General features: G+C 43.6%; 20 protein-coding genes. 12 read left to right on the plus strand and 8 right to left on the minus strand.

The features are described from left to right. Positions 1 to 216: 216 nt before the first annotated feature. Positions 217 to 1,224, plus strand: a complete 1,008-nt coding sequence (locus GWK51_RS07535) for an AraC family transcriptional regulator (RefSeq protein WP_100240537.1) — start codon at positions 217 to 219, stop codon at positions 1,222 to 1,224. 66 nt (positions 1,225 to 1,290) lie between these two features. Here GWK51_RS07535 and truA read toward each other — a convergent pair whose 3' ends face one another. The 5 genes from truA to asd all read right to left on the minus strand — a co-directional run bounded on the left by truA (position 1,291) and on the right by asd (position 7,219). Then, entirely contained in the window at positions 1,291 to 2,088 is a 798-nt protein-coding gene (gene truA, locus GWK51_RS07540) for a tRNA pseudouridine(38-40) synthase TruA (RefSeq protein WP_161933235.1), read from the minus strand. Between the two features lie 18 nt (positions 2,089 to 2,106). Further along, positions 2,107 to 3,078, minus strand: coding sequence for an asparaginase domain-containing protein (locus GWK51_RS07545; protein ID WP_161933339.1), 972 nt, complete (start codon positions 3,076 to 3,078; stop codon positions 2,107 to 2,109). Positions 3,079 to 3,124: 46 nt separating this feature from the next. After that, positions 3,125 to 4,444, minus strand: coding sequence for a hypothetical protein (locus tag GWK51_RS07550; protein WP_161933236.1), 1,320 nt, complete (start codon positions 4,442 to 4,444; stop codon positions 3,125 to 3,127). A 68-nt stretch (positions 4,445 to 4,512) separates the two neighbouring features. After that, the gene (locus GWK51_RS07555) at positions 4,513 to 5,958 is read right to left on the minus strand and encodes a type IV pilus assembly protein FimV (protein WP_161933237.1); all 1,446 of its coding nucleotides are present in this window, start codon (positions 5,956 to 5,958) and stop codon (positions 4,513 to 4,515) included. 142 nt (positions 5,959 to 6,100) lie between these two features. Further along, positions 6,101 to 7,219 (minus strand): aspartate-semialdehyde dehydrogenase, encoded by a 1,119-nt coding sequence (asd, locus tag GWK51_RS07560; RefSeq protein ID WP_100240541.1) that lies wholly within the window; start codon positions 7,217 to 7,219, stop codon positions 6,101 to 6,103. 190 nt (positions 7,220 to 7,409) lie between these two features. Here asd and GWK51_RS07565 point away from each other — a divergent pair, with 190 nt between their 5' ends. Next, positions 7,410 to 8,528 carry an endonuclease/exonuclease/phosphatase family protein gene (locus GWK51_RS07565; protein WP_161933238.1) on the plus strand — a complete coding sequence of 373 codons (1,119 nt, stop codon included), beginning with the start codon at positions 7,410 to 7,412 and terminating at the stop codon, positions 8,526 to 8,528. A 298-nt stretch (positions 8,529 to 8,826) separates the two neighbouring features. Here GWK51_RS07565 and GWK51_RS07570 read toward each other — a convergent pair whose 3' ends face one another. After that, positions 8,827 to 9,933: a glycosyltransferase family 4 protein gene (locus GWK51_RS07570; protein WP_161933239.1), complete on the minus strand. Its 1,107-nt coding sequence runs from the start codon at positions 9,931 to 9,933 to the stop codon at positions 8,827 to 8,829. 97 nt (positions 9,934 to 10,030) lie between these two features. Next, positions 10,031 to 10,966 (minus strand): LpxL/LpxP family Kdo(2)-lipid IV(A) lauroyl/palmitoleoyl acyltransferase, encoded by a 936-nt coding sequence (lpxL, locus tag GWK51_RS07575; RefSeq protein ID WP_161933240.1) that lies wholly within the window; start codon positions 10,964 to 10,966, stop codon positions 10,031 to 10,033. A gap of 200 nt (positions 10,967 to 11,166) precedes the next feature. Here lpxL and GWK51_RS07580 point away from each other — a divergent pair, with 200 nt between their 5' ends. Next, positions 11,167 to 12,138 carry an acyltransferase family protein gene (locus GWK51_RS07580; RefSeq protein WP_161933241.1) on the plus strand — a complete coding sequence of 324 codons (972 nt, stop codon included), beginning with the start codon at positions 11,167 to 11,169 and terminating at the stop codon, positions 12,136 to 12,138. A 106-nt stretch (positions 12,139 to 12,244) separates the two neighbouring features. On the opposite strand, the gene GWK51_RS07585 is transcribed toward GWK51_RS07580, so the two are convergent. After that, entirely contained in the window at positions 12,245 to 14,155 is a 1,911-nt protein-coding gene (locus GWK51_RS07585; RefSeq protein ID WP_142769561.1) for an ATP-binding cassette domain-containing protein, read from the minus strand. Between the two features lie 33 nt (positions 14,156 to 14,188). On the opposite strand from GWK51_RS07585, the gene GWK51_RS07590 reads away from it, so the two are divergent. From GWK51_RS07590 to GWK51_RS07630, 9 genes are all read left to right on the plus strand, one after another. Continuing rightward, on the plus strand, positions 14,189 to 14,434 hold the full coding sequence (locus GWK51_RS07590; protein WP_100240547.1) for a SlyX family protein: 246 nt from the start codon (positions 14,189 to 14,191) through the stop codon (positions 14,432 to 14,434). A 134-nt stretch (positions 14,435 to 14,568) separates the two neighbouring features. Further along, the gene (locus GWK51_RS07595; protein ID WP_161933242.1) at positions 14,569 to 15,561 is read left to right on the plus strand and encodes a hypothetical protein; all 993 of its coding nucleotides are present in this window, start codon (positions 14,569 to 14,571) and stop codon (positions 15,559 to 15,561) included. 70 nt (positions 15,562 to 15,631) lie between these two features. Continuing rightward, the gene (locus GWK51_RS07600; RefSeq protein ID WP_142769559.1) at positions 15,632 to 16,081 is read left to right on the plus strand and encodes an ammonium transporter; all 450 of its coding nucleotides are present in this window, start codon (positions 15,632 to 15,634) and stop codon (positions 16,079 to 16,081) included. Between the two features lie 36 nt (positions 16,082 to 16,117). Then, complete coding sequence (gene topA / locus GWK51_RS07605; RefSeq protein ID WP_161933243.1) at positions 16,118 to 18,763, plus strand: type I DNA topoisomerase; 2,646 nt, start codon at positions 16,118 to 16,120, stop codon at positions 18,761 to 18,763. 95 nt (positions 18,764 to 18,858) lie between these two features. Then, positions 18,859 to 19,662 (plus strand): NYN domain-containing protein, encoded by an 804-nt coding sequence (locus GWK51_RS07610; RefSeq protein ID WP_161933244.1) that lies wholly within the window; start codon positions 18,859 to 18,861, stop codon positions 19,660 to 19,662. 5 nt (positions 19,663 to 19,667) lie between these two features. After that, complete coding sequence (locus tag GWK51_RS07615) at positions 19,668 to 20,426, plus strand: hypothetical protein (RefSeq protein ID WP_161933245.1); 759 nt, start codon at positions 19,668 to 19,670, stop codon at positions 20,424 to 20,426. Between the two features lie 133 nt (positions 20,427 to 20,559). After that, on the plus strand, positions 20,560 to 21,132 hold the full coding sequence (locus tag GWK51_RS07620; RefSeq protein WP_100240553.1) for an HdeD family acid-resistance protein: 573 nt from the start codon (positions 20,560 to 20,562) through the stop codon (positions 21,130 to 21,132). A 93-nt stretch (positions 21,133 to 21,225) separates the two neighbouring features. Then, a complete protein-coding gene (locus GWK51_RS07625; protein WP_161933246.1) occupies positions 21,226 to 22,365 on the plus strand; it encodes a glycerate kinase family protein in 1,140 nt (379 codons plus the stop codon). A 108-nt stretch (positions 22,366 to 22,473) separates the two neighbouring features. Continuing rightward, entirely contained in the window at positions 22,474 to 24,462 is a 1,989-nt protein-coding gene (locus tag GWK51_RS07630; protein ID WP_161933247.1) for an ATP-dependent helicase, read from the plus strand. Positions 24,463 to 24,506: the final 44 nt, after the last annotated feature.

Genomic DNA, 24,506 nt, shown 5'->3' on the forward strand with positions numbered 1-24,506 from the left:
ATCAAATTGGAAAGGGGCAAATTATAGTCAATTTTTTAGAAAAAATCAAGAATCAAACCCCCGGGAGTGTGCTAGCTGGCAGTAAATTAAGCGAACTGGTGGTTTCAAAAATTTCCAGAAAAAATTGACTATAGATGTTGTCAGTTTGGTCAATCGCAGTTAATCTAAATTTATTGTTTTAGGTATAAATGAATCACATACAAGGAAGGTCATTGCGTGGGTCAGCTAACGGATGCATCGGTTGTACTACGATTGGGCTATCAGGCGATTCGTCGTTCAGGATTACCAACCGAAGAAATTTTAACAAAAGCGGGGGTGGCCTTAAATCAAGTTCAGGCCAATGATCGTACCCCATTGAATGCACAATTTGCATTTTGGACAGCAGCAGAAGACGTCAGTAAGGACCCTGATATCGGTTTGCATTTAGGGGAGCATTTGCCCTTATATCGTGGACAGGTGATTGAACATCTGTTTATCAGTAGTGAAAATTTTGGTGAAGGTTTAAAGCGTGCCTTGGCGTATCAGCGTCTGATTAGCGATGCTTTTCATGCACGTTTGGTGATAGAAGATGACCGATGTTATTTGACCAATGGTGAGCAACCTTGGGCGGAAAACTTAATTAATCGTCATTTTTCTGAATGTGCGATGTCAGGCATTTTGCGCTTTTTTAAGTTTATTACGGAAGGGCGTTTTCAGCCCTTGTATATTGACTTTAACTTTTCTCAAGGTGCACCCGATGATGAATACTTTCGGGTATTTGAATGCCCCGTCAGTTTAGGTCAAAAGGAAACACGGCTTTATTTCGATCCTGCCATTTTGGCTTATCCGCTATGGCAAGCTGAACCAGAACTGTTGCAGTTACACGAACAACTGGCAATTGAAAAACTGCAAGAGCTGGCTCGCTATGATTTGGTGGGTGAAGTTCGCCGTGCGATCGGATCGACTCTAGAAAGTGGTGAAACGACTTTAGAAACCGTGGCGGCGCATTTAAATATTACTCCGCGTCGTTTACGTACCCAACTCAGTGAAGCCAATACCAGTTTTCAGCAGATCCTTTCGGATTATCGCTGCCGCTTAGCCAAAAAGCTTTTAGCCAACACCAATGAAAGTGTAGAGAGAATAGTGTATTTGACTGGATTTTCCGAGCCGAGTACGTTTTATCGTGCATTTAAACGCTGGACTAATGAAACTCCCGTGGAATACCGCAAGCGGAAACAACGTTAATCCATTCAAAATAAAAAAACCTCCGTACGGAGGTTTTTTTATTTTAGGGATAACAGAACTCAGGACTTAGTCAGGCATGTTTAACCAGTGTGGACCTAAAGGTACTTTGGGTAAATCGAACTGGGCTGGATAGTCGGCATGAATAAAATACAGACCATCAGGTGGGGCAGTCACACCCGCAGCTTTACGATCCTGCGCAGCAAAAATCTGGTCAATTTGGTCAATCTCATACATGCCTTGTCCGATTTCCAGCAAACAGCCCATAATGTTACGCACCATATGGTGTAAGAAGCCATCAGCTTGAATATCCAGCACCAAATAAGCTCCATGACGAATGAGGCGGCAATGGCTGACGTGGCGTACAGGCTGATTGGATTGGCAGGCAGCGGCACGAAAACTCTCAAAATTATGTGTGCCTTCAAACTTTTTTGCCGCCGCAATCATCTTTTCTACATCTAAAGCATAGTGAGCATGAGTCACTTGTTTATGCAGTAAAGCAGGGCGTTGCGGATGATTGTAGACCACATAACGATAGCGACGGGCTTGCGCCTTGAAACGGGCATGAAATTCATGATCCATTTCTTTAATCCACTGGATGGCAATATCTTTCGGCAGTTGGCTATTGGCCCCCATTAACCAGCCACGTAGCGGTCGGATGGCATGCGTATCGAAATGCGCCACCATATTGGTCGCATGGACACCTGCATCGGTACGACCTGCACCATGCAGCACAATCGGTTCGTCTGCAATTTTACTCAGGATAGTTTCAAGCGTTTCTTGTACGCTAATCACACCTGCTTGTTGGGTTTGCCAACCACGATAAGCTGCGCCTGAAAATTCGATGCCAATGGCAAAGCGTTGCATAGATCTATTTACCTTTGATTAAACCGAGTCATGCCAGTGGCTAAAGCATTGTTCAATCGAATTATGCTTCATATACATCAACAGTGCTTTGGCATATAAATCAGCATGGCTGATACAATCACTCACCACCACACCTGCTTCCTGAATCCAGCTACTAATCGCATAGCGTTGGTCAGTTTTACCAAAACAAACCTGAGTCGTAAGCAGCACCATACAACCTTGTTGGCGGAGTTGTTGGAAGAGTGCTATACACGTAGCATTGACTGCCAGATTGCCCGTACCAAAGCCCTGTAAAATCAGAAATTGGGGTGGGCGTTGTGCGATGGTTTGTAGATTCTGTAATTGAGGATCCAGAGCAATCGGCTGCATCATCAAGTTCAGACAATTGAATTGATCTGCTTTGATCAGATCTTCAGCTTGAACCAGATATGCTGAACTCGGTTGAGGCAGTTCGTGCTGGCTGTTCACACCTGCAAAGGCATCCAGTTCCGTGGTGTGTTGTTTTAACACACTGCGTCCATGCAACAGTTGTTGATGGAAGGCGAGATATACCCCAACAGGTTGGGTGTGAACCGCATGCAGTGCAAAACTCAGGTTGTCGATGGCATCGGTGAATTCGCGTGTGTCCTGCCCCTGAATGTTGAGTAATGGATATTGACTGCCCGTGAGCACGACATGCGCAGATTGTCCTAAAAATCTAGACAGAATTGCACTGGCGTAGCTGAGGGTGTCTGTGCCATGAATAATGACAAAATGTTGGAATTGTTGTAATTGCAGTTGTTGTATAAATTGGACCAATTGCAACCAGTCCGCAGGTGTGCAAGCACTACTGTCTTTAATGACAGGTGCGACCATGCATTCAATGGCAAGATCCAGTGGTAAAACTTTCTCAAGTTGAGGCAGAAATTCTGTTGCAGGCATCGGGCTCAGTGGTTCACCGACACAGCCAAAAGTCCCACCCATATAAATCAAAGCAATTTTTTTCATCATAAAAAAAGCAGTCATGTATGACTGCTTTATAGTAGAGGGAAATGCTTTAAGATGCTATTTGATTCCGTAACTGTTCTGCACGATGTTGCTGCTCCGTCGAAAATTTATTCGAATTTGCAGCTAAAAGCTGGCGGGCAGCGTCATAAGAACCGAACTGGATATATTGCTCGGCTAAATCTAGATCGAGTGTGGTTTCATTAATTTGTCCAAGTTCAGGGAAAGACTGGACTAATGGATCTTCTAAATTAACCTCTTCCTGAGCCACAGCCGTAACGGATGTAGCAGGCTCAGCATTATCAACTGGAATGCTTGGAGTTGCTGTGCGGTCTGATGCTTGCGGGTCTAAATCAAATGAAAGTGCTGGAAGAGCAGCAGCTTCTTCTTCAATCTGTGTGGTTGTTTCTACCGGAGCAGGAGATTGCTCAAGGTCAAAAGAAAACTTGAACTCAGGTTTATCCTCTACCGTATCTTCAGCAGGCACCGCTACAGGTTCAGGAGCACTTTCAACCGTTGGAGCAGGGTCTAGATTGAAAGAAAATTCTAGATCTTTCAATTCAGTAACGAGAGGTTCGTTTTCAGGCTGAGGTGCAACGTTGTCTTTTGCTTGAGGATTAAGCTCTAGGTCATCAAATTTAAGAGGAGCTGCTTCTACATTTTGTGTAGCTTCTGTCTTTGTTTCTAAAGCCTCAGGGTTTAGTGAAAATGACTTAAACTCTAATGGCTTTTCTTCAACAGCAGCAGGTTGAGTGGTTTCCGCCTGCAATAAATCAAAAGAATTTGATGTAATTGGTTTATCATTAATTAGTGCATCAAAATCTTGAGTATTGAGTGTAGGAGCTGATTCGATTTCTGTTGAAGACGATGTTTGCGGTTGAAATTCAATAGTATCTACTGAAGAAAGATTTTCTTTCTCGTATTCAGTTTTTTTCTGTTCAGCTTGAATAAGAGTATCTTCTAATTCAAGTGAGCGTAAGTGGTTGAATAATTGGCTAATTGCAAATTCATCTTTTTGTTGTAGATGAATGTCGAGTAGTAATAAATATAACTCATGCTGAGAATTATCTTTATTCAATGCCTGATTGATTTGTGCTTCCGCAGCAAAATAGTTCCTATCGCGAATTAGCCCCTGAATTTGGGTGCGTAATTCATCGCTAAGTGGAGTCTCCTGTTTCTTTTCGATAACAGGATCTTCGATCACTTGGGTTTTTTGAGGGGCTTTGCGTTTGTTTGCTGGTGTCTTGGCCTTAGTACGTGCTGCAGCAGTTGTTTTTTTTGGTGCCTGATCGGCTTCTTTACTTGCTTCACGTTTCTTCAGCACAATGGCCACGACTAACAACAGTACAAACGGAATCACATAAATCAGCATGTTTTACCCCTTATGAATCAAATGTAATCTTAAGACACTGATTCTAATATTAAAAAATTTATAACACGTTAGCTGTTTGGCTTTTTCTGTGCTTGTTGCGCTTTCAACTGTTGTTGCAATTGCGCAAGACGAGCATTTAATAATTGAATTCTCTGGTCCTTTTGACGTAGTGCCAATTCCAGCTGGGTTACGTTTCTCTGTAATTTAACGGTTTTTTCCCGAGATGTCATAACTTTTAATGACAATTCATTTGATATTTGTTCATTTTCAGTCTGTTGTTTTGCCGTCCCATTGGTCGCTTCAGGACTCTTTTCGGCAACTAAACTCATTTCGGCCTGATTGAGACGATATTTGGCTTTGCCAGACTGTTTAACCGTCGTATCTGCTGGGGTAACGATCTTCTGCTGTGGTTTATTGGTATTGGTCTGTAGGTTTAAAGTCACACCGCGACGTAGGCGATTGATATCCCCTTGAATAAACGCGTGCGAGTTTTGGGTTTTAATTTGCTGCATGACTTCACCAATCGGGCGATTTTGCTCTGAGGCAACCCGTTGTGCAATGGCCCACAGGGATTCATTATTTTGTACCACATGCTGATTGCTTGCGGGATTTTTTGGCTCAGAAGCAGGCGCAGTTTGGGCTGGCTTTGGCGTTTGTAGTTTTGCTTCAGTTGATACTTTGGTGGTTTCTGGTGTTGCTGCTGAAGTCACAGCCGTCTTTGCTGCTGAGTTTTTCTGGTATTGCTGTACTAAAGGATCGGCAGACTGTTGAGCGGATGCGCTCGGCGTGTTGGTGGTCTGTTTTGCAATCGTTGTGTCAGGGGTGTTGGATTTACTTTCAGTCTGTCCAGCGATTTGAGTTTTTGCTGCTGGTGCAGGAGCTGTATTCAAGCTAGATACGACAATAGGCGCATCAGCTGATTCAGCCACGCTTGCCAATTTGGGTGGTTGAATAGTTTTGAGCTTGAGTGAATCCGCAGCATTGTTAGAGGTGGAATTTTGTTGTGTCGTGATTGGTGCTTGAAACTGGGTACTGGTTGGTAAATTCAGTGCAATATCTTTTTCACTGACAATCATGATCGGGCTGAGCACTTTCTCATTGGCTTTGGCACTAAACATGGGTTTTGGTGCAGCTGTACGTTGCATTGGCGTACGAATATGTCGCAAATGTACCGCGCTACCTTCCTGAATGCGAACCACAATATTCAGTTCAGACTCAGTCAATGGTCGAGATGAGGTAATGGTAATCACACCTTCGCCAGCACTGTTTTGTCGAGAAAAGAAATTAAGATGACCAGGTGGCTGATGCATGACGCCTAAAGTATTGATCTCTTCTGGAGTCGCCAAGCTGACTTGAACAGGCACATCGGTTTTTGCATGATGAAACGGAATTTCTGCATAAAGCAGTTCCCCAGGCGCAGACTGAATCTGTAGCGGATCAATACTAATCGCTTGAAGATTTTGCGATGCAATAATGGCGAGAATAGCAATTTTTAATTTGTTATATACAGTCATCTTAGTTTTTGACTCTGGTCATATATCGCAACGAGAGAATTATACATTACCGAGATGTTGAGGAATTGTAAATGGATAACATTCGAGTAACATAAAAAGCCGATCATAATTGATCGGCTTTTGTTTGAAAATTTAAAAATACTTATGCATTTTTAAAATCAATCAGGATACGGAGCATACGACGGAGTGGCTCAGCAGCACCCCAAAGCAATTGGTCACCGACAGTGAAAGCACCTAAGTACTCTTTGCCCATGTTTAATTTGCGTAAACGACCCACTGGAACAGTCAAGGTACCCGTAACTGCAACAGGCGTTAGATCTGTCATCGATGCTTCACGTGTATTTGGCACAACTTTCGCCCACGGATTGGCATTGCGTAACATATCTTCGATTTCATCCAGCGGGACGTCTTTTTTCAGTTTTAACGTAAGTGCTTGAGAGTGACAACGCATTGCCCCGATACGGACACAGTGACCATCAATTGGAACGATTTGCTGGTTGCCCAAGATCTTGTTGGTTTCAACTTGACCTTTCCACTCTTCTTTCGATTGACCGCTTTCTAGCTGCTTGTCAATGTACGGAATAAGAGAACCCGCTAAAGGCACGCCAAAGTTTGCAGATGGGAAACCTTCACCACGTTGTAATTCAGCAATTTTAGAGTCGATGTCTAGAATTGGAGAACGTGGGTCATCTAACAACTCTTTGGTGTTGTTATACAAGTAGCCCATACCTGTGATCAATTCACGCATGTTTTGCGCGCCTGCACCAGAAGCGGCTTGATAGGTCATTGAGGTTGCCCATTCCACCAAATTGTTTTGGAATAGACCGCCTAAGCCCATGAGCATCAGTGAAACGGTACAGTTACCGCCAACAAAAGTTTTAGTGCCTTTTACCAAGCCGTCTTTGATCACATTCATGTTGACTGGATCAAGTACGATGATCGCTTCATCATCCATACGCAGGGTAGATGCCGCATCAATCCAGTAGCCATTCCAGCCTTCCGCTTTCAGCTTTGGAAAGACTTCAGAAGTATAATCACCACCTTGACAGGTAATAATGACATCCATTTGCTTCAGACTACTAATGTCTGTTGCATCCATAAGTGCTGGGGCAGTCTTACCACCAAATGCAGGCGCTTCACCACCTGCATTACTGGTAGAAAAATAGAATGGCTCAAAGTGAGCAAAGTCATTCTCTTCAACCATACGTTGCATAAGGACGGAACCAACCATCCCGCGCCAACCGACCAGACCTACTTTCATGTCATTTTGCCTCGGTGCGTTAAAAAATTAAAAGGGGTTTGAGTGTATCAAAAGCGACCACAACTGCAAGCACTACATAAGTAAAACATCACGATAATTGAACGAAATAACTTGTTTATGATACATACAAAATTGATAAAGTTAGTCCAGACTTAGTTTTACCAAACGGCATACGATTGAGAAAAACAATATGATTTGGGTAGAAGTCTTGGCAGTCACGGTGGTGGTGCTAACTTTTTGGTCTTTGATTCCACGTGATGAGTGGTGGATTCGCGGTACAGATTTTCCTCGTTTGCAAATCCTCGTACTGGGTCTGCTGGCATTTGTGTTGTTGATTTTCTGGCCTGCAGCTTGGGATGTACAACGTGAATTGATTCTCACCGCTTTAATCGCAGCGCTGGCGTATCAATTGAAAATGGTTTTGCCTTATACCTTTCTGTGGAAAAAACAGGTGCAAACCGTTTCCGAGGCACAATTACAACCCGAACGGCAAATCTCCCTGCTGATTTCCAATGTGCTCACACCCAATACCCAGCATCATTTACTCATTGAACAGATTACCAAATTTCAGCCCGATCTGATTTTGACCTTGGAAACCGATCAGCGTTGGCAGCAAGCCTTACAGGTAATTGAAGCAGATTATCCCTATCGTGTCCCGATTCCCTTGGATAATTTGTACGGCATGCATTTGTACAGCCGTTTGCAGTTAAAAGAGACCGAAGTCAAATTCATCTTGAGTGATGAAATTCCCTCGATTCACACCACGGTGTTGCTGCCATCGGGGCAGCCTGTGCAGTTGTACTGTTTGCATCCCAAACCACCTAGTCCGACCGAAGCCAAAGATTCCACTCTGCGTGATGCAGAACTGTTGATTGTCGGGGATCAAATTAAAGAACTGGATCAAAGTTGTATTGTGATGGGGGATTTGAATGATGTGGCATGGTCAAGAACCACCCGTCTCTTTCAGCGCATTAGTGGTTTGCTGGACCCGCGAGTCGGGCGACACTATGTAAATACTTTTCATGCCGATTACCCTTTTTTACGATGGTCTCTGGATCATGTCTTTCATAGTACTGACTTCGCACTGATTCAAATGCAGCGCCTACCGCATATCGGTTCGGATCATTTCCCAATTTATGTCGAGTTGCAATCGGGGCGTGTCTTTGAACAGCAACAAGAAGAGCTAGAGCAAACCGATGCCGATGAACAAGAAGCTCAGCAAGCCATTGAGGAGGGGATTGAAAAAGCAGAACGAGAAGAGAAAAGAGTGACCGATGAAATAGCGCAGGATTATAAAAAGGAGAATTAGTTTGCAAACTGAAGAAAAAATTGTGTACGAAATTGCTTACAAAAGTTTCGGTCTCTGACGAATGGTCGAAGCAGAAGAATTCTTTTATTCTTACTCCATCAGCACAAGGAACAGGGAACGGAATATCCCACTAAGGAAGACGACGCTGAAGGAAAATCATCACGGAAATGATGGCTGGTTGGGATGACCAAACACTAAAACAAGAATTATGATTGAAAGCACAACCTCATATGCCCGAGTTTTGCAGGAAGCAGAACTCGGGTTATGTGTTTTAGTCTATCTGAAAAATATTTAAAGATTATGACGATTTCAAAACGTTCTGATACAGTGCCAAAGTCTGATCACACATATCCTGCAAGCTAAACTGGGTCACGGGTGCAACTTGTTTAGGGTGTTCAATATGCTGTTGTACCACACGAATCAATTCGGCTTGATCATCAACAGGAATCAGACCTTGCGGATAAACCGTCGATAAAATTTCAGCCACTCCACCTCGATTCCAGCCGACCACGGGTGTTCCCACGGACAGCGCTTCGAGCGCGGTGCGTCCAAAAGTTTCTGCCTGATTGGAGAGTGATAAAACCACATCACTATAGGCCAACCATTCCCGAATATCAGAGCGATGTCCGACAAAGGTAATTTGATGTTCCAAGCCTTTACTTTGAATACTGCGCTGTAACTCATCTAAATAGGCAGCTTTTTTTGGATCAGCCCCACCGACGACGATGGCATGCAAGTAGGGAAATTGTTCATTTAACTGTTGAATCAATTCAATTAAGGTTTCATGTCCTTTCAGTCGCGTGATCCGACCAGGTAAACACAACAAAAATTTATGTTCGAGTTGCGGGTAGTCTTTTAAGGTGTGTTGAATCCATTGTACCGAGGGCTGATAGCCATGCGGAAAGGCTTTAGGATCAATACCACGGTAGATACGCACAATATTTTGTGGGGGACAATTTTTATAATGATCGGTGATGTATTGCACCACACTATCCGACACCGCAATCACTTTTTCTGCTTGAGTCATAATTGCACTATAGCGATTGATGGAATAAAAACCATGTACGGTGCTAATCAGATGCGGGCGTTGTGAAGCAGGAATGCCCTTTAAGGCAAAATGAGTTAACCACGCAGGTACACGCGAGCGGACATGCACGATTTCAGGTTGATGCTGTTGGATCAGCTGACGTAACGGACGGATTTGCCATAAGCTCGACAGGGATTTTTTATGAATCGGCAGAGTTAAATGTGTGGAACCTTCGGCTTCAAGTTGTGCCACCATACGCCCGCCATTGGAAACCACCAGTGACTCATGTCCTTGGCTGACCAATGCCTTGGCAATTTCTAAAGTACCGCGTTCAACACCTCCACTATTCAGTTCAGGAAGAAGCTGCATCACTTTCATTGAATTTATCCTTATTTGAGATGTTGTGCTGTTCAAGTTACAAAACCAAAACAGCATGCAGTAAAAGAATTGAAATTACGTGCCTGTTATTCGCCAATTAGTAAATCTTTTCATAGCCTTCAGGGCGGGTTTTAAAGCGGCGGTGAAACCACATGTATTGTGTCGGTGCAATCCGCAGCTGGCGTTCGATAATTTGATTGACGCGTGTTGCATCATCAACTTCATCTTCGCTGGGCAAGTTTTCAACTGCAGGTTCAATCAACAGGTGATATTTCGGATTGTTCACATCGCCATGACGGTAAAAATACAGCGGCACAGCAACTGCTTTGGAGATTTTGAGCAAACGTCGATGGGCGGTCACCGTCGCGGCAGGTACGCCAAAAAAGGGTGCCATCACGCCTTGCTTTAAGCCAAAGTCTTGATCGGGGCTATACCAGATAGCATGTCCATTTTTTAAATTGCGAATCAGACCACGCATGTCATCATGGTCAATTTGATTGGCATAAATCGTGGCACGACAGCGATAAATCAGCATGTCTAACAAAGGGTTATTCTGCGGACGATAGACCACATCAGGTTCAAAATACTGGGCACATAAATAGCCACCAGCATCTAACAGGGTAGAGTGAGTACCGAGCAGGAGCACGCCTTTACCTGCAGCTTGGGCAGTTTGAATATGTTCCAAGCCTTCAATGGTGACGCGGTTTTTAAACCATTGTGGGCAGTACCATGCATTCAGGGTTTCAAACACCCCGAGCATTTGATCGACAAAGACCTGACGGGCATTCTCTTGAATTTGCTCTGGACTCCATTCAGGGAAGCACACCTCTAAATTGCGAACGGTGGTCTTCCTGCGTGATTTCAATTTATTAAATGCAAGATTACCCAGAAACGTGGCTAAACGGTGCTGAATTGCCCATGGCAAAATTGCCAGTATCATTAAGAACACGATGCCGAGCCAAATTCCCCAATATTTAGGATGGACAAATGACCATTGAAATTCACCGGGTTGATAGTCTGGCTTGTTGCTCATAAATGATGAAAAGCATAGAAAAGAAAGCCTTGAGTGTAACATGAAGCGGAAATGATTGGACACTGTTCGGCTGTAGTGTGAGGGAGAAGGCCGAAGGCGTTAGAGTGAATGAGCGAGATTTAAAATGCTAAGTGCGCATCGAATGAATGATCTCAGTGCTAGAATAAATGAATAAAACTTTGATTTAGATGTGCTGATACATGAGAAATGACGCACTGGATACCGCCAAAGCGGGTTTAATTTTTCTGGTGGTGCTGGGGCATTTTCTGGAGCGAATGATCGGTTGGTCACAACCGAGTAGTCATTTATTGCTGGAAACCATTTATGCCATGCACATGCCTACTTTTATTTTTATTTCAGGTATGTTGTATAAAGATAAAAACTGGCTAAAAAACATCGTCTTTTTTATTGCTTTGTTTATTCCCTTTCAAATGCTGTACCTCATTTCAGATTTGCTGATGACGGGGCAATGGCGATTTAACCTGTTTGCACGACCTTATTGGCTGATGTGGTATCTGATGGGAATGATGGCGTGGACGCTGTTCATGCATGTGTTTTATCGTAATCGATGGGTACTGTTGTGGGCGGTTTTGATAGCGTTCGGAATAGGTTTGTCACCGTGGAATAATTATGCTTATTCCATTGGGCGTATCGGGGTGTTCTTGCCTTTCTTTGTATTGGGATGTCGTTATGGACATACTGTATTGGCGTGGTTGCAACAACAGAAACATGCCACAATTTGGAGTAGTCTCAGTCTAGTTTTGATCATGCTGATTCTGTATTCGACCCAGCTCAGTCAATTTTGGTGGTACGGCAGTTTGAGTTATGCCCAACTTAAAGTGGATGTCTGGCAGGGAAATTTGACGCGATTGGCTTGTTTATTGTTGTCTGGTTGGGGCATATTCACCCTTTTAGCGTTATTTCAAGGTTTGGGATCACGTTTTACGCGATTGGGACAAAATACGCTGCCTGTTTATTTGCTGCATGGGTTTGTGGTGATTTGGTTGGCACATTGGATTCAGTTAAATGTTTCGACTGGCATTAAAATCACAGTATGTATTTTACTTTCAATCATCACTTGTTGGGTGTTGCGCCAAAGCCTATTTGATCGGATCTTGCGACAGCTGTCGTTATGGTTGGTCAAGCCAACCCGTAAACTTTGGCAAAAATAACAAGATAAAGAGGCTTTAAAAGAGATGATTTAGTTGGTTAATTTCTTAAGTATTAAAATGTCCTCAAATGCCTGTTCAGACATTTGAGGATTCAAGCTCGGCTAAATTAATTGCCTTTGCTGAGATTTTCTAGTTCATCCCAACGTTCAAGTTTTTCTAGTAATAATTCTTCAATTTCAGCCAAACGCTGTGAAGCTTGAGTTGCTGCACCTGCATCGGTCACAAACCAAGAACCATCAGCCAACTTCTCTGAAAGTTGAGTTTGTTCAGCTTCTAGTGCCTCAATTTCTGCCGGTAAGCTATCCAGTTCACGTTGATCTTTATAGCTGAGTTTCACTTTTTTCGGTGCAGGCGTTGCTGCTGCGGCAGCCGCTTCGGCTTTGGCTTGTGCCTTTTTTACATCGCTTTTCTGATCAACCACTTTTTGATCTGGACGTTGTTCGAGGTAATCTTGATAACCGCCAATGTATTCATCAATATTGCCTTTACCATCAAACACCCAAGTTGAGGTGACCACGTTGTCCATAAAGGCACGGTCATGCGAGATCAACAGTAAAGTGCCTTTGTAGTCTGACAACATTTCTTCGAGCAGTTCCAGCGTCACCATATCCAAGTCATTGGTTGGCTCATCCATGACGATGAGGTTGGATGGTTTCAGCAATAGTTTTGCCAATAAGATACGATTTCGTTCACCACCTGAAAGCGCTTTAACTGGTGTACGTGCGCGTTCTGGCGAGAATAAAAAGTCTTGTAAATAGCTATAGATATGACGACGATTTCCATTGACATCAACGAAGTCTGAACCTTCGGATACGTTCGCCATCACGGTTTTTTCAAGGTCAAGTGCATTACGGAGTTGGTCAAAATAAGCAACCTCAAGTTGCGTACCAGTCTTGACCGAACCGCCATGTTCAATTTCACCTAAAATGGCTTTAATCAAGGTGGTTTTGCCGACACCATTGTCACCGACCAAACCAATACGGTCGCCACGCATCACCAAGGCAGAAAAATCTTTGATCAGCGGTTTGCCATCATACGAAACACTGAGATGCTCAATATCAAACACCAATTTGCCAGAACGATTGGCATCTTGGGTCGCCATGCTGACTTTGCCTTGTTGGAAGCGACGGGCTTTGGATTCTTCACGTAGCGCTTTCAAGGCACGAACACGACCTTCGTTACGGGTACGACGTGCCTTAATGCCTTGGCGAATCCAGGCCTCTTCTTCCGCTAATTTTTTATCAAACAAGGCATTTTGCTTTTCTTCAGCTTCCATTTGCTGCGCTTTTAAATCGAGATAGCGCGAATAGTTGCCTTCATAGCTGCGTAAAACGCCACGATCTAGCTCAACAATACGGGTCGCAATGCTGTCTACAAACGAACGGTCATGCGAAATAAACAGTAGGGTCAGGTTGTTTTGATCGAGTAGGAATTTTTCTAACCATTCAATGCTTTCCACATCTAAATGGTTGGTTGGCTCATCCAGTAGTAACACATCAGGTTGGGTCAGTAAGGCACGTGCCAACAGTACGCGACGCTTACGACCACCAGATAAATCGGCCAAATCCGCATTCGGATCCAGTCCCATCTTACTTAAAATAGCATTGACTTTATTTTCTAGAGCCCAGCCATCAAGCAAGTCTAATTTGTGTTGTAAGTTGCCCATGCGGTCGCAGGCTTCCATGTCACCGAGGGTGCAGGCATCGCTCGCTTCGTGATATGCTTTCAGTACAGTTGCGGCTTCGCCTGCACCATCGGCAACGATGTCGGCCACTTTGCCTGAATCCATAGGCACGTCTTGCGCCAGCATAGATACGGTTAAGCCATTTTGAATGGACACTTCGCCCGAGTCTGGGAGTAAGCTACCTTCAATCAGTTTAAGTAGTGTCGACTTACCTTCACCATTACGGCCAATCAAACACACTCGTTCGCCACGTTCTAGGTTAAAATTCGCGCCGTCGAGCAGGGCAGGTCCACCAAATGCAAGTTGGACATCCCTTAAAGTAATATAGGCCATAATGTTTCCTGAAATCTCAAATGAGGACTTTAAATGACTAAACAACAAAATCTTGATAATCAGGCGTCATTTTCCGCACCCATTGAAGATTTGCAAGTCCGAATTGCATTTTTGGATGATTTAGTTGATCAGTTGAATGATCAGGTGGCACGCCAAAATGTCGAAATTGCTGATTTAAAAAAACAAATGCAGTTGTTGTATCAACGTGTGGAATCGGCTGATTTATCGGAAGGTATCGAAGTTTTTGATCCTTTAACCAATATACCACCCCATTATTAATCTTATTTGTAGATTGAAATGAAGTGCTTGAATTCGCTTCATTTCAAATCTGGGAACACGGGGCAAGGCTTGACCTTTTGCCCGCTTCCCGTTCTAATGCACCCTCTTTGCTCATCTCTCATGACTGTGTGTTTATGTCTGTTAAAGCGGTTTTGTTCGATCTAGAAAATAATATGCCAACGGCAAAGATGTTACGCGATCTCGTGCAGCATTATCCCACTTTATATCTGTTTAACTGCACAGGTCAGTTTGCCTATACGCTGGAAGATCTCACTGAATTTGCAACGTGGGTCAGCAGTGGACAAGTGGTGATTTTAGAAACCGTCGAAGCCAAAGAAAAAGAATTTGAATATGCGGTCTTGGTGGGGCAGTTAATGGCCTTACTCGAACCTGAAACGCATGTCGAAGTGATTTCGGCGACAAAAAGCAGTTCACTATTAATTGATTTGATGCGTGGCTCTGCTTTGAGTTGCAGCTTGATTCAAATTCAAGACGCGAGCGAAGCCAGCAAATCGAAATACAAAATCCCCAGTCTGGCTGTGATTCAAAGTAAACCCTATTTACAGCAAGTGAAACAGTATTGTGAAGTTTTGGCGAAAATGTCGGGTAAACCGAATACGGTAGACTCCTTAAAAAATTCGGTGATGAATATTCTGCAAGTGGTGCCGGAAAAAGCTCAGCACTTGGTGGGCATGCTGATTAATCTGAAAATTGTCAAACGTTATGATGAGCAGATTAATTTTCGTAAGAAAGTATTAAAACAGTGGGCACAATTGCATCAGGAACAAGATCAGGCTGAGTTGCTAACGTCCACCAATTTAGATCAAGCGGTGCAACAATTACAGGCTTCCGCAGAACAAGAAGCTCCGACTACAGCGGAACAACCACTACAAGATCCTTTGTTTAAGGATTTCGGGAAAATAGACCCTGTACAGTTGGAAGTGGCGAAAAAACTGCGTGAATTGAAAAATGATAAGCCCAAAGACATTTATGCCTTGCGTGATTTATTAGAACAAATGTTTCCCAAAGCAGATATCCGTTTGCTGCTCAAAGAATTGATCGAAAAGGGATATATTTACTGGAATGGGCATGAAGTTCTATATAGTCATGAAATGTTCTTGAATTAATTTCGTCGTTGTAACTTGCGTTTTATATTGTGCTTATGCAACTCTAATAAAAGATAAAAAAGGTTTTTTTATGGAACATACTGGAATTTGGGTTGCCGTTATCATTGTGGTTTTTGTGCTGGGATCAATTTTTGGTCTCCGCGTCAGTCCGCGTGAAAAGGCTTTGGGCTTAATGCGAGAGAAAGCACGTAAAATGGGTTTACACCCACGCTTGGTGGCTGCGCCTGATTGGACCAAAATTCCCAAAGCATCTTCAGATCGTGCCAGTATGGTGGCGTATTACAGTGTCCTGATTCCCGATGCACGTTTGCCGCTAATGCGCGCCCGTGTTGAAGAACAGCAGCTTAAGCTGGTGCATGGTGATGAAAAATTTAATAATTTTCCCATTGCATTAAAGGGCATTTATGCTATTGATATGCAGGCAAACTGTGTAGGAACCTATTGGGACGAAGAAGCTGATTTAAGAGCAACCCAATTAGAAGACATCAAAGCATATTTACATTCTTTGGCTGAGCTTTAATTTTTAGATTCACTGAAATAGGAAAAACGGTTAACTATGGCGAATGCTCCTCGATCCACATCCAAAAGCACCACAGCAAAATCTTCCGATGCTGGGAATAAGCGTGCCTTAGTGATTGTGGAGTCGCCTGCAAAAGCGAAAACAATCAACAAATACTTGGGATCAAACTACATTGTAAAATCCTCTGTAGGTCATGTTCGTGACTTACCTACGGGTGGTTCAGGTAAATCTGCAGACAAGAAAACTGCAACCTCCAGAGCCAAACTGACCGATGCACAAAAAGCTGAAAAAGCACAACAAGCTTTGGTCAACCGTATGGGGGTAGACCCTGAGCATGACTGGAAGGCACATTATGAAGTGCTTCCAGGCAAAGAAAATGTGGTTGCTGAATTAAAGAAACTGGCATCGCAAGTCGATGAAGTCTACCTCGCAACGGACTTGGACCGTGAAGGGGAAGCCATTGCTTGGCATTTAAAAGAAGTGATTGGGGGTGATGATTCACGTTACCAACGCGTGGTGTTTAACGAAATTACCAAAAATGCCATTCAAGAAGCCTTTAAGCATCCAGCACGTCTAGACACCAATAAAGTCAATGCACAACAGGCGCGTCGTTTCCTCGATCGCGTGGTGGGCTTTATGATCTCTCCTTTATTGTGGGAGAAAATTGCACGTGGTCTATCTGCAGGACGCGTACAGTCAGTTGCTGTGAAACTGGTGGTGGAGCGTGAACGTGAAATTCGTGCCTTTATTCCTGAAGAATATTGGCAAGTGTTTGCAGACACCAAATCTTCCAGTGATGAGATTCGTCTTGAAGCGGTGAAGCAAGCAGGCAAGACCCTAAAATTACGCAATAAAGCTGAAACTGATGCTTTATTGAAAATTTTGAAAGATGCGGATTATAAAGTTTCAGCACGTGAGGATAAACCGACCAAGGTCAATCCAAGTGCGCCGTATATCACTTCAACTTTGCAGCAAGCAGCCAGTACGCGTTTAGGGTTCTCGGTCAAGAAAACCATGATGTTGGCGCAGCGTTTGTACGAAGCAGGTTTTATTACCTATATGCGTACCGATTCGACGTTCTTGAGTGATGATGCGGTGAATATGGTGCGTCACCATATTGAAACGGAATTTGGTGCGAAATACCTGCCAGCAAAACCAAATCGTTACGGCAACAAAGCGGGTGCACAAGAAGCGCATGAAGCGATTCGTCCATCCAATGTTGGCTTAAAAGGCGATAGCTTGGTCGGTGTAGAACGTGATGCGCAGCGTTTATATGATTTAATCTGGCGTCAATTCGTGGCGTGTCAGATGACACCAGCAGAATATCTATCTTCAACCATTTTGGTCGATGCCAACGGTGTTGAACTCAAAGCCAAAGGTCGTACCTTGGTATTTGATGGCTTTACCAAAGTTCGTGGTCAAAACAAGTCTGATGATGATGTGCTCTTACCTGCCGTGAAAGTGGGTGAAGTGCTGAATTTGGAAAAACTTGATCCATCACAACACTTTACCAAGCCACCTGCGCGTTTTACCGAAGCTTCTTTGGTAAAAGAGTTAGAAAAGCGCGGTATTGGTCGTCCATCGACCTATGCTGCGATTATTTCGACCATTCAAGATCGTGGTTATGTGAAACTGGAAAATCGCCGTCTATTTGCTGAAAAAATGGGTGAGATTGTCACGGATCGTCTGGATGAAAGTTTCAATAACCTGATGAACTATGACTTTACTGCGGACCTTGAAGGTCAGTTAGATAAAGTTGCAGATGGTGAACGGAACTGGAAAGAATTACTCGATAGTTTCTATGGTGATTTCAAAAAGCGTTTGACCACTGCACAAGGTGATAGCGGCATGCGTCGTAATCAACCTGTAGAAGTGGATGCGGTTCAGTGTCCAGAATGTACGCGCCCAATGCAAATTCGCACGGGTACAACTGGTGTATTCTTGGGTTGTTCAGGTTATAACTTACCACCGAAAGAACGTTGTAAAGGTACTTTAAACTTAACACCTGTGGAATCACTGGCTGCACTCTCTGATGATGATGCTGCCGAAACCGCAGACTTGATGTCGAAAAAGCGTTGTCCGATTTGCGGTACTGCGATGGACAGTTATGTCATTGATGGTGGGCGTAAATTGCATGTCTGCGGTAACAATCCTGATTGTGCGGGCTTCGAGCTGGAAGAAGGTGAATTCAAGATTAAGGGCTATGATGGTCCGACCATTCCTTGCGACAAATGTGATGGTGAAATGCAACTCAAGACAGGTCGTTTTGGACCATACTTTGCGTGCATGAGCTGTGACAATACCCGTAAGGTCTTGAAGAGTGGTCAGCCAGCACCTCCGCGTGTCGATCCTATTAAAATGGAACACTTACGCTCAACCAAGCATGATGATTTCTTTGTGTTGCGTGATGGGGCGGCGGGTCTGTTCTTGGCAGCAAGTAAGTTCCCGAAAATCCGTGAAACGCGTGCACCGAAAGTGTCTGAGTTACGTTCTGTGGCTGAACAGCTTGATCCAAAATATCAATTTATTTTGCAAGCGCCAGATGTGGATCCTGAAGGGAACCCGACTTTGGTGAAGTTTAGCCGTAAAAACCAAGCACAATATATTGGTTCAGAAACCCCTGAAGGGAAACAGACCAAGTGGTCATTGGTTTTCCAAGATGGGAAATGGGTTGAAGCTTAACCGCATCAATGATTGAATAGAAATGCTCACTTCGGTGGGCATTTTTTATGTCACAATGATTTATATAAGAAATTAAAAATATATTTGGGGGAATAGTGGACATTCAAACGAAAAAGTTTGCTGTGTTAATTGATGCAGATAATTCATCTATTGGTGCCATTTCATCTGTTTTGGAAGAAGTCGCTAAATACGGGATTGCGAGTGTAAAGCGAGTCTATGGGGATTGGAGTAATGAAACGCTGAAGAAATGGCGCGATGTTTTATTACCTCATGCAATTACTCCCGTTCAGCAATTTGCCTATACAAAAGGTAAAGATGCGACGGATATGATTTTAATTATTGATGCAATGGATTTACTCTATGCAGGTGCATTAGATGGTTTTTGCATTGTATCTAGTGACAGTGACTTTACACCTTTAGCATCGCGTATTCGTGAAAATGGTTTAAGTGTTTATGGCTTTGGCAAAAAATCTACGCCAGAAGCCTTTAAAAAGGCTTGTGATAAATTCATTTTTATTGAAAATTTAATTTCAGAAAATGAACTTAAAAATTCAGAAGATGAAGAAGTAACGAGCGCTCAGGTCAGAAAAATATTCGAGTCTAGTAAAATATCTGATTCAAAACTTGCGAATCAATTGAAAGATAATATCGTGACAGATGTTATGGATCGAGCCACTTTGAACCTGATTTATAAAGCAGTCAAAGACAATGCCGATGAGAATGGATGGGCAAATTTAGGTATGGTTGGACTATATATAAGTGCAGTGAAACCAGATTTTGATTCTCGCAATTATGGTAGAGCAAAACTCTCAGGCTTAATTAAGGCATTAAATCTTTTTGAAACAAAAGTAGAAATGAGTCAAATGTATTTAAGAAAAATGAAGAAGCAGAGTGCTTAAAAGAAATGTGGAAAAAAATTAGAATCTTGTGCTTATTGCTGATTTTGCTCATTGTCGCAGTCAACGCATGGCGAGACCAAAATCAGAACTGGGATAAACCCGTCATCGTGCTATTGCATCCAATTAATTCAGATGGTCAAGCCACTACGCAACAGTACATTCAGCAATTATCTTTGAGTGATTTGGGGGCTGTGCAGCCATATTTGCAGCAAATGTCGACACATTATCGTGGTCAACCTATTCAGCTTTATTTAAATCTTGGGCGTGAATTAACCCAAAAACCACCGAAAGTCCCTGAGCAGGCGAACTTGCTGGATATCATCTGGTGGAGTCTAAAATTCCGCTTTTATGATTGGAAACAGCACCAGCGCAGTGATGGGGCATCTGCTGTGACTCTATATTTGAATTATTATGATCCGCAGTTAACCAATCAGTTAAAACACTCGACCGCTTTGGAAAAGGGGCGTATTGGGGCTGTGAATCTGTATGCCAGCAAAAAACAAAATGAGCAAAATCAGATTGTTCTGGTGCATGAACTGTTACATGCCTTTGGCGCAAGCGATAAATATGATGCCGCTACAGGGCAACCCTTGTATCCGCAGGGTTATGCAGCACCCAATCAGCAACCTTTATTTCCCCAAGCCAAAGCAGAGTTGATGGCGGGACATCTGCCTATTTCTGCTCAACAAAGCAAAATGCCCGATCGTTTAGACGATACCGTATTAAATCAAATTACCGCTCTGGAAATCGGCTGGATTAAATGAGTTGTGTATAACTTAAATTTTATCCACAGTATGAATGCGTGCAGTGGATAAAAAAGATGCAGTTTGATAACAGACATTCATTGAAAAAACGGCAACAATCATTTTATTCCATCGTAACGACTTGAGAAAAAATATGAAAACAGTTGGAAATGATTTGGTTCGTCATCAATTACATGAAAATCGAAAATGGTATTTGGCACTCGGCATTTTGCTGACAGTCTTTGGTTTTGTTTTATTGGCTGCTTTACCATTCGCAACACTCTCGGCAGTGTATTTGTTTGGGATGTTGATGATGATTGGTGGTGTATTGCACTTGATTGCAGCATTTAAAATTTTTGAGGGTGGTTATCGCTGGCTGTGGGCGGCATTTGCTATTTTCTATCTCATCGCAGGTTATTATGCCTTTACCACACCTGTAAAAACCGCGATTGTACTGACCAGTTTCTTGGCGATTTTCTTGGTGATTGCGGGTATCGTGCGCAGTGTGAATGCCTTTATGTTGAAACCTTTGGCAGGTTGGGGCTGGACGCTGTTTTCAGGGATCCTCACCTTTGTGACTGGGGTGATCATTTTGATGTCACCGACAGCGCCGTTTTGGGTACTGGGGATGTTCCTTGCGGTCGATATTCTGTTCCAAGGCATCAACTACTTAACTTTGGCATCGTATATCAAACATGAAGTGCCAAAGAGTTCGGCTGATGTGTAAGGTGATTGTTCATTCAGCTTGAGAAGAGTGCTATATGCACTCTTTTTTATTGCGTATGATGGGGTGGGATTTTTAGCGAATTACAATTTTGCCATGACTAAAACTTTTGTCCTTGCGCCTGATTCATTTAAAGAAAGTATGACAGCCCAACAGGCTTGTCAGGCGATGCAACGCGGCTTGCAGCGGGTTTTTCCAGAGGCTGAGTATATTCATGTGCCTATGGCGGATGGCGGTGAAGGAACGGTAGATGCCTTGGTTGCTGCCGCACAGGGTGAGAGGCTGAGTTGTACGGTGTCTGGACCTCTTTTGGCACAGAAAGTAGAGACCTATTTCGGTTTGATTGATCAAGGGAAAACGGCTGTGATTGAAATGGCGAAAGCCAATGGCATCCATTTACTTGAGCCATCATTACGGAATCCATTACTCACCACCACCTTTGGAACAGGAGAAATGATCAAACTGGCACTTGATCAGGGGGTGTCTAAAATCATTATTGGTTTAGGTGGCAGTGTTACCAATGATGCAGGCATGGGCATGGCACAAGCCCTTGGCGTACGCTTTTTAGATGCACAGGGTCAGCCTGTTACTCAAGGTGGAGGGCAATTACATCACATTTTTCAGATGGATCTTTCAGGCTTGGATGTGCGATTACAGCAAGTTGAACTGGTAATCGCCAGTGATGTGAATAACCCACTTTACGGTGAAAATGGCGCATCACAGGTGTTTGGACCACAGAAAGGTGCAAGTCCAGAAATGGTGCAGCAATTGGATCAGAACCTTGCTTATTTTGCCAATCTAGTTCAATACCAACGCCAACTTGATTATGCCCATGTTGCAGGGGCTGGTGCGGCAGGTGGCTTAGGTTTTGGACTGATGACTTTTGCAGGCGCAAAAATCCGCTCTGGGGTAGAAATCATCATTGAAGAAATACGATTGGCTGAAAAAATTGAACAGGCGGATTATGTGCTGACTGGTGAGGGGGGAATCGATTTTCAAACCAAATTTGGCAAAACCCCCTATGGTGTAGCGCAAGTGGCAAAAAGACTGAATAAGCCTGTCATCGCCTGTGCAGGTGCGATTGGTAAAGGCATTGAGGAGCTATACACAGAGGGCTTTACGGCAATTTTTGGTATCGTAGATGGGGCCTGTGATTTGCAAATGGCATTAAGCCATGGAGAACAAAACTTAGCGCGAACCTGTGAAAATATTGCGCGCTTGCTGGCGATGCGTTGATAGTCATCCTATTGACATGGAAAAGTTGCAATCTTCATTCCCATACTGGATTCGGTTTTATGGCGGGGATTTGCTAAACTATGCTTCGATCTAGCACGATGAGACATTATGAGTTTAGCCAGCCTAATTGATGAATTAAACCCGCAACAAAAACAAGCTGCCACGACTGCATCGCAACACAGTCTGGTGCTCGCAGGGGCTGGCTGTGGCAAAACCAAAACCATTGTGGCACGTGCTGCCTATCTGATTGAGCAGGGAATTCCTGCCAATCAAATTCAAATTTTGACCTTTACGCGACGTGCCGCCAGTGAAATTGTGGCGCGAGTTGAGTTGGCTTTGGGTGAACAAGCCAAAGGGCTTCGCGCATCAACTTTTCATACCTTTTGTATGTACTTGCTACGTCGAGTGCCGAAAGCCTTTGGTTTGGAGCAATTCTCGATTATCGATCGCGATGATCAGTTGATGATGTTCCGCCTGATTCGCGGCAAAGACGACAAGAAAAATCCCAATCAGTTACCTAAACCACAAGAGCTATGTGATTTATATTCTTTTGCACGCAATACCCGTCAAAAGTTGAGTGATGCTTTAGAAAAACAGCATCCTGAGCATATCGTGTTTAAAGATCAAATTGCCAAGATCATGCAAGAGTACGAGACACGCAAGCGTGCGCGCGGTTTTCTGGATTATGATGATATTTTGGCGATTGTTGCCTCAGCACTCGCGCAATCTGAGGGCTTGGTCGATTATGTTGCCTCCATCTGCAAGCACATGCTAGTTGATGAAATGCAGGACACCAATCCGTTGCAATGGGCTTTGCTTGAACCGTTAAAGGATAAAGTCAGCCTGTTTTGCGTGGGAGATGATGCGCAGTCGATCTATGGTTTCCGCGGGGCTGATTTTGAAAATATCCACCATTTTAAAGAACGCGTTCCAGATGCGGTGGTGTATAAACTGGAAAAGAACTATCGCTCCACCCAAGAAATTTTAGACTTATCCAATTGGTTGCTCGATCAGTCAGAAATTCGTTATGAGAAGCGTTTGGATGCGCATCGTGGTGAGGGCATTAAGCCCCGCATGCATATTTTCCCGAATGAGTTTGATGAAGCGAAGTGGATTGCGATTGATATTAAAGAGCGTCATTACCTACAAGGGCATCAATGGTCGGATCATATGGTTTTGGTGCGTTCCAGTTTTGCTGCGCGGCATATTGAAGCAGCCTGTATTGCAGCCAATGTGCCGTACCGTTTTATTGGCGGGATGAAATTGCTGGAAACTGCGCATGTCAAAGATTTACTCAGCCTGTTACGGGTCATTGCCAATCCACTGGATGATATTGCGTGGATGCGCTTTTTGACCTTGTGGAATGGTGTGGGCGATGTAGGGGCGAGTCGTTTAGCACAGCAATTGTTGCTTGAGCCTGAGTTCGAGGCAATTTTTACCAAGTTGGAACAGTTTGGGCGTATTCCCGATGAAACTTTGCTGATCATGAAACAGATGACGGTGCTGAAACAAGAAGTACACGCTTGTGTCAGTTTGGGGATTCAAGCGCTTGAAATGCAATTGGCAGAAAACTACAAGAAGGACTGGAACCGTCGCCAAGGGGATTTTGACTTGGTGAAACAACTGGCAGCCAAACATGCACAGCTGAGCGAGTTTCTGGAAGAATACGTGCTTGATCCTGTTTCCATTTCAGAAATTGAACGCCAGTCGGATAGCGATGTGGTCACGCTGATTACCATTCACTCTGCCAAAGGCACAGAACAGAAAGTCTGCTATGTGGCGAATGTGACGCCAGGGCAGTATCCACATTCACGCGCACAAGGTGATTTTGATGAGGTGGAAGAAGAACGCCGTGTACTCTATGTGGCGCTCACACGGGCGAAAAATGAATTGATTCTGACCAAGCAGAATTTAAGCTTATGGGCGCGTGATCAAGTGGATGAGCAGGGACGCAAAGTAGAAAGTTATTTTCTAAATGATTTACAGCGTCAATTGTGTACCATGGAAACGCATCATAAAACCCGTCAACAGACGGTGAAAAGTGCTTTAATTGAACGTCAGTCAATTGATTTAGATTTTGGGATAAATCTCGATTAAACTATCGCTATTGCGAAGCTCAAAAGCCAATTTCATGCTGCTTT

Origin of the sequence: Acinetobacter kanungonis (assembly GCF_009939195.1) — a bacterium.
In the GTDB taxonomy this organism is placed as follows: Bacteria; Pseudomonadota; Gammaproteobacteria; order Pseudomonadales; family Moraxellaceae; genus Acinetobacter; species Acinetobacter kanungonis.

Excerpts from the sequence above, each read along its gene's own strand:
- topA (WP_161933243.1), top strand. The coding sequence starts at position 16,118 with ATGGCGAATGCTCCTCGATCCACATCCAAAAGCACCACAGCAAAATCT.
- GWK51_RS07615 (WP_161933245.1), top strand. The coding sequence starts at position 19,668 with ATGTGGAAAAAAATTAGAATCTTGTGCTTATTGCTGATTTTGCTCATT.
- lpxL (WP_161933240.1), bottom strand. The coding sequence starts at position 10,966 with ATGAGCAACAAGCCAGACTATCAACCCGGTGAATTTCAATGGTCATTT.
- GWK51_RS07620 (WP_100240553.1), top strand. The coding sequence starts at position 20,560 with ATGAAAACAGTTGGAAATGATTTGGTTCGTCATCAATTACATGAAAAT.
- GWK51_RS07565 (WP_161933238.1), top strand. The coding sequence starts at position 7,410 with ATGATTTGGGTAGAAGTCTTGGCAGTCACGGTGGTGGTGCTAACTTTT.
- GWK51_RS07545 (WP_161933339.1), bottom strand. The coding sequence starts at position 3,078 with ATGATGAAAAAAATTGCTTTGATTTATATGGGTGGGACTTTTGGCTGT.
- truA (WP_161933235.1), bottom strand. The coding sequence starts at position 2,088 with ATGCAACGCTTTGCCATTGGCATCGAATTTTCAGGCGCAGCTTATCGT.
- GWK51_RS07590 (WP_100240547.1), top strand. The coding sequence starts at position 14,189 with ATGACTAAACAACAAAATCTTGATAATCAGGCGTCATTTTCCGCACCC.
- GWK51_RS07625 (WP_161933246.1), top strand. The coding sequence starts at position 21,226 with ATGACTAAAACTTTTGTCCTTGCGCCTGATTCATTTAAAGAAAGTATG.
- GWK51_RS07570 (WP_161933239.1), bottom strand. The coding sequence starts at position 9,933 with ATGAAAGTGATGCAGCTTCTTCCTGAACTGAATAGTGGAGGTGTTGAA.
- GWK51_RS07550 (WP_161933236.1), bottom strand. The coding sequence starts at position 4,444 with ATGCTGATTTATGTGATTCCGTTTGTACTGTTGTTAGTCGTGGCCATT.
- GWK51_RS07580 (WP_161933241.1), top strand. The coding sequence starts at position 11,167 with ATGAGAAATGACGCACTGGATACCGCCAAAGCGGGTTTAATTTTTCTG.
- GWK51_RS07555 (WP_161933237.1), bottom strand. The coding sequence starts at position 5,958 with ATGACTGTATATAACAAATTAAAAATTGCTATTCTCGCCATTATTGCA.
- GWK51_RS07600 (WP_142769559.1), top strand. The coding sequence starts at position 15,632 with ATGGAACATACTGGAATTTGGGTTGCCGTTATCATTGTGGTTTTTGTG.
- GWK51_RS07585 (WP_142769561.1), bottom strand. The coding sequence starts at position 14,155 with ATGGCCTATATTACTTTAAGGGATGTCCAACTTGCATTTGGTGGACCT.
- asd (WP_100240541.1), bottom strand. The coding sequence starts at position 7,219 with ATGAAAGTAGGTCTGGTCGGTTGGCGCGGGATGGTTGGTTCCGTCCTT.
- GWK51_RS07630 (WP_161933247.1), top strand. The coding sequence starts at position 22,474 with ATGAGTTTAGCCAGCCTAATTGATGAATTAAACCCGCAACAAAAACAA.
- GWK51_RS07595 (WP_161933242.1), top strand. The coding sequence starts at position 14,569 with ATGTCTGTTAAAGCGGTTTTGTTCGATCTAGAAAATAATATGCCAACG.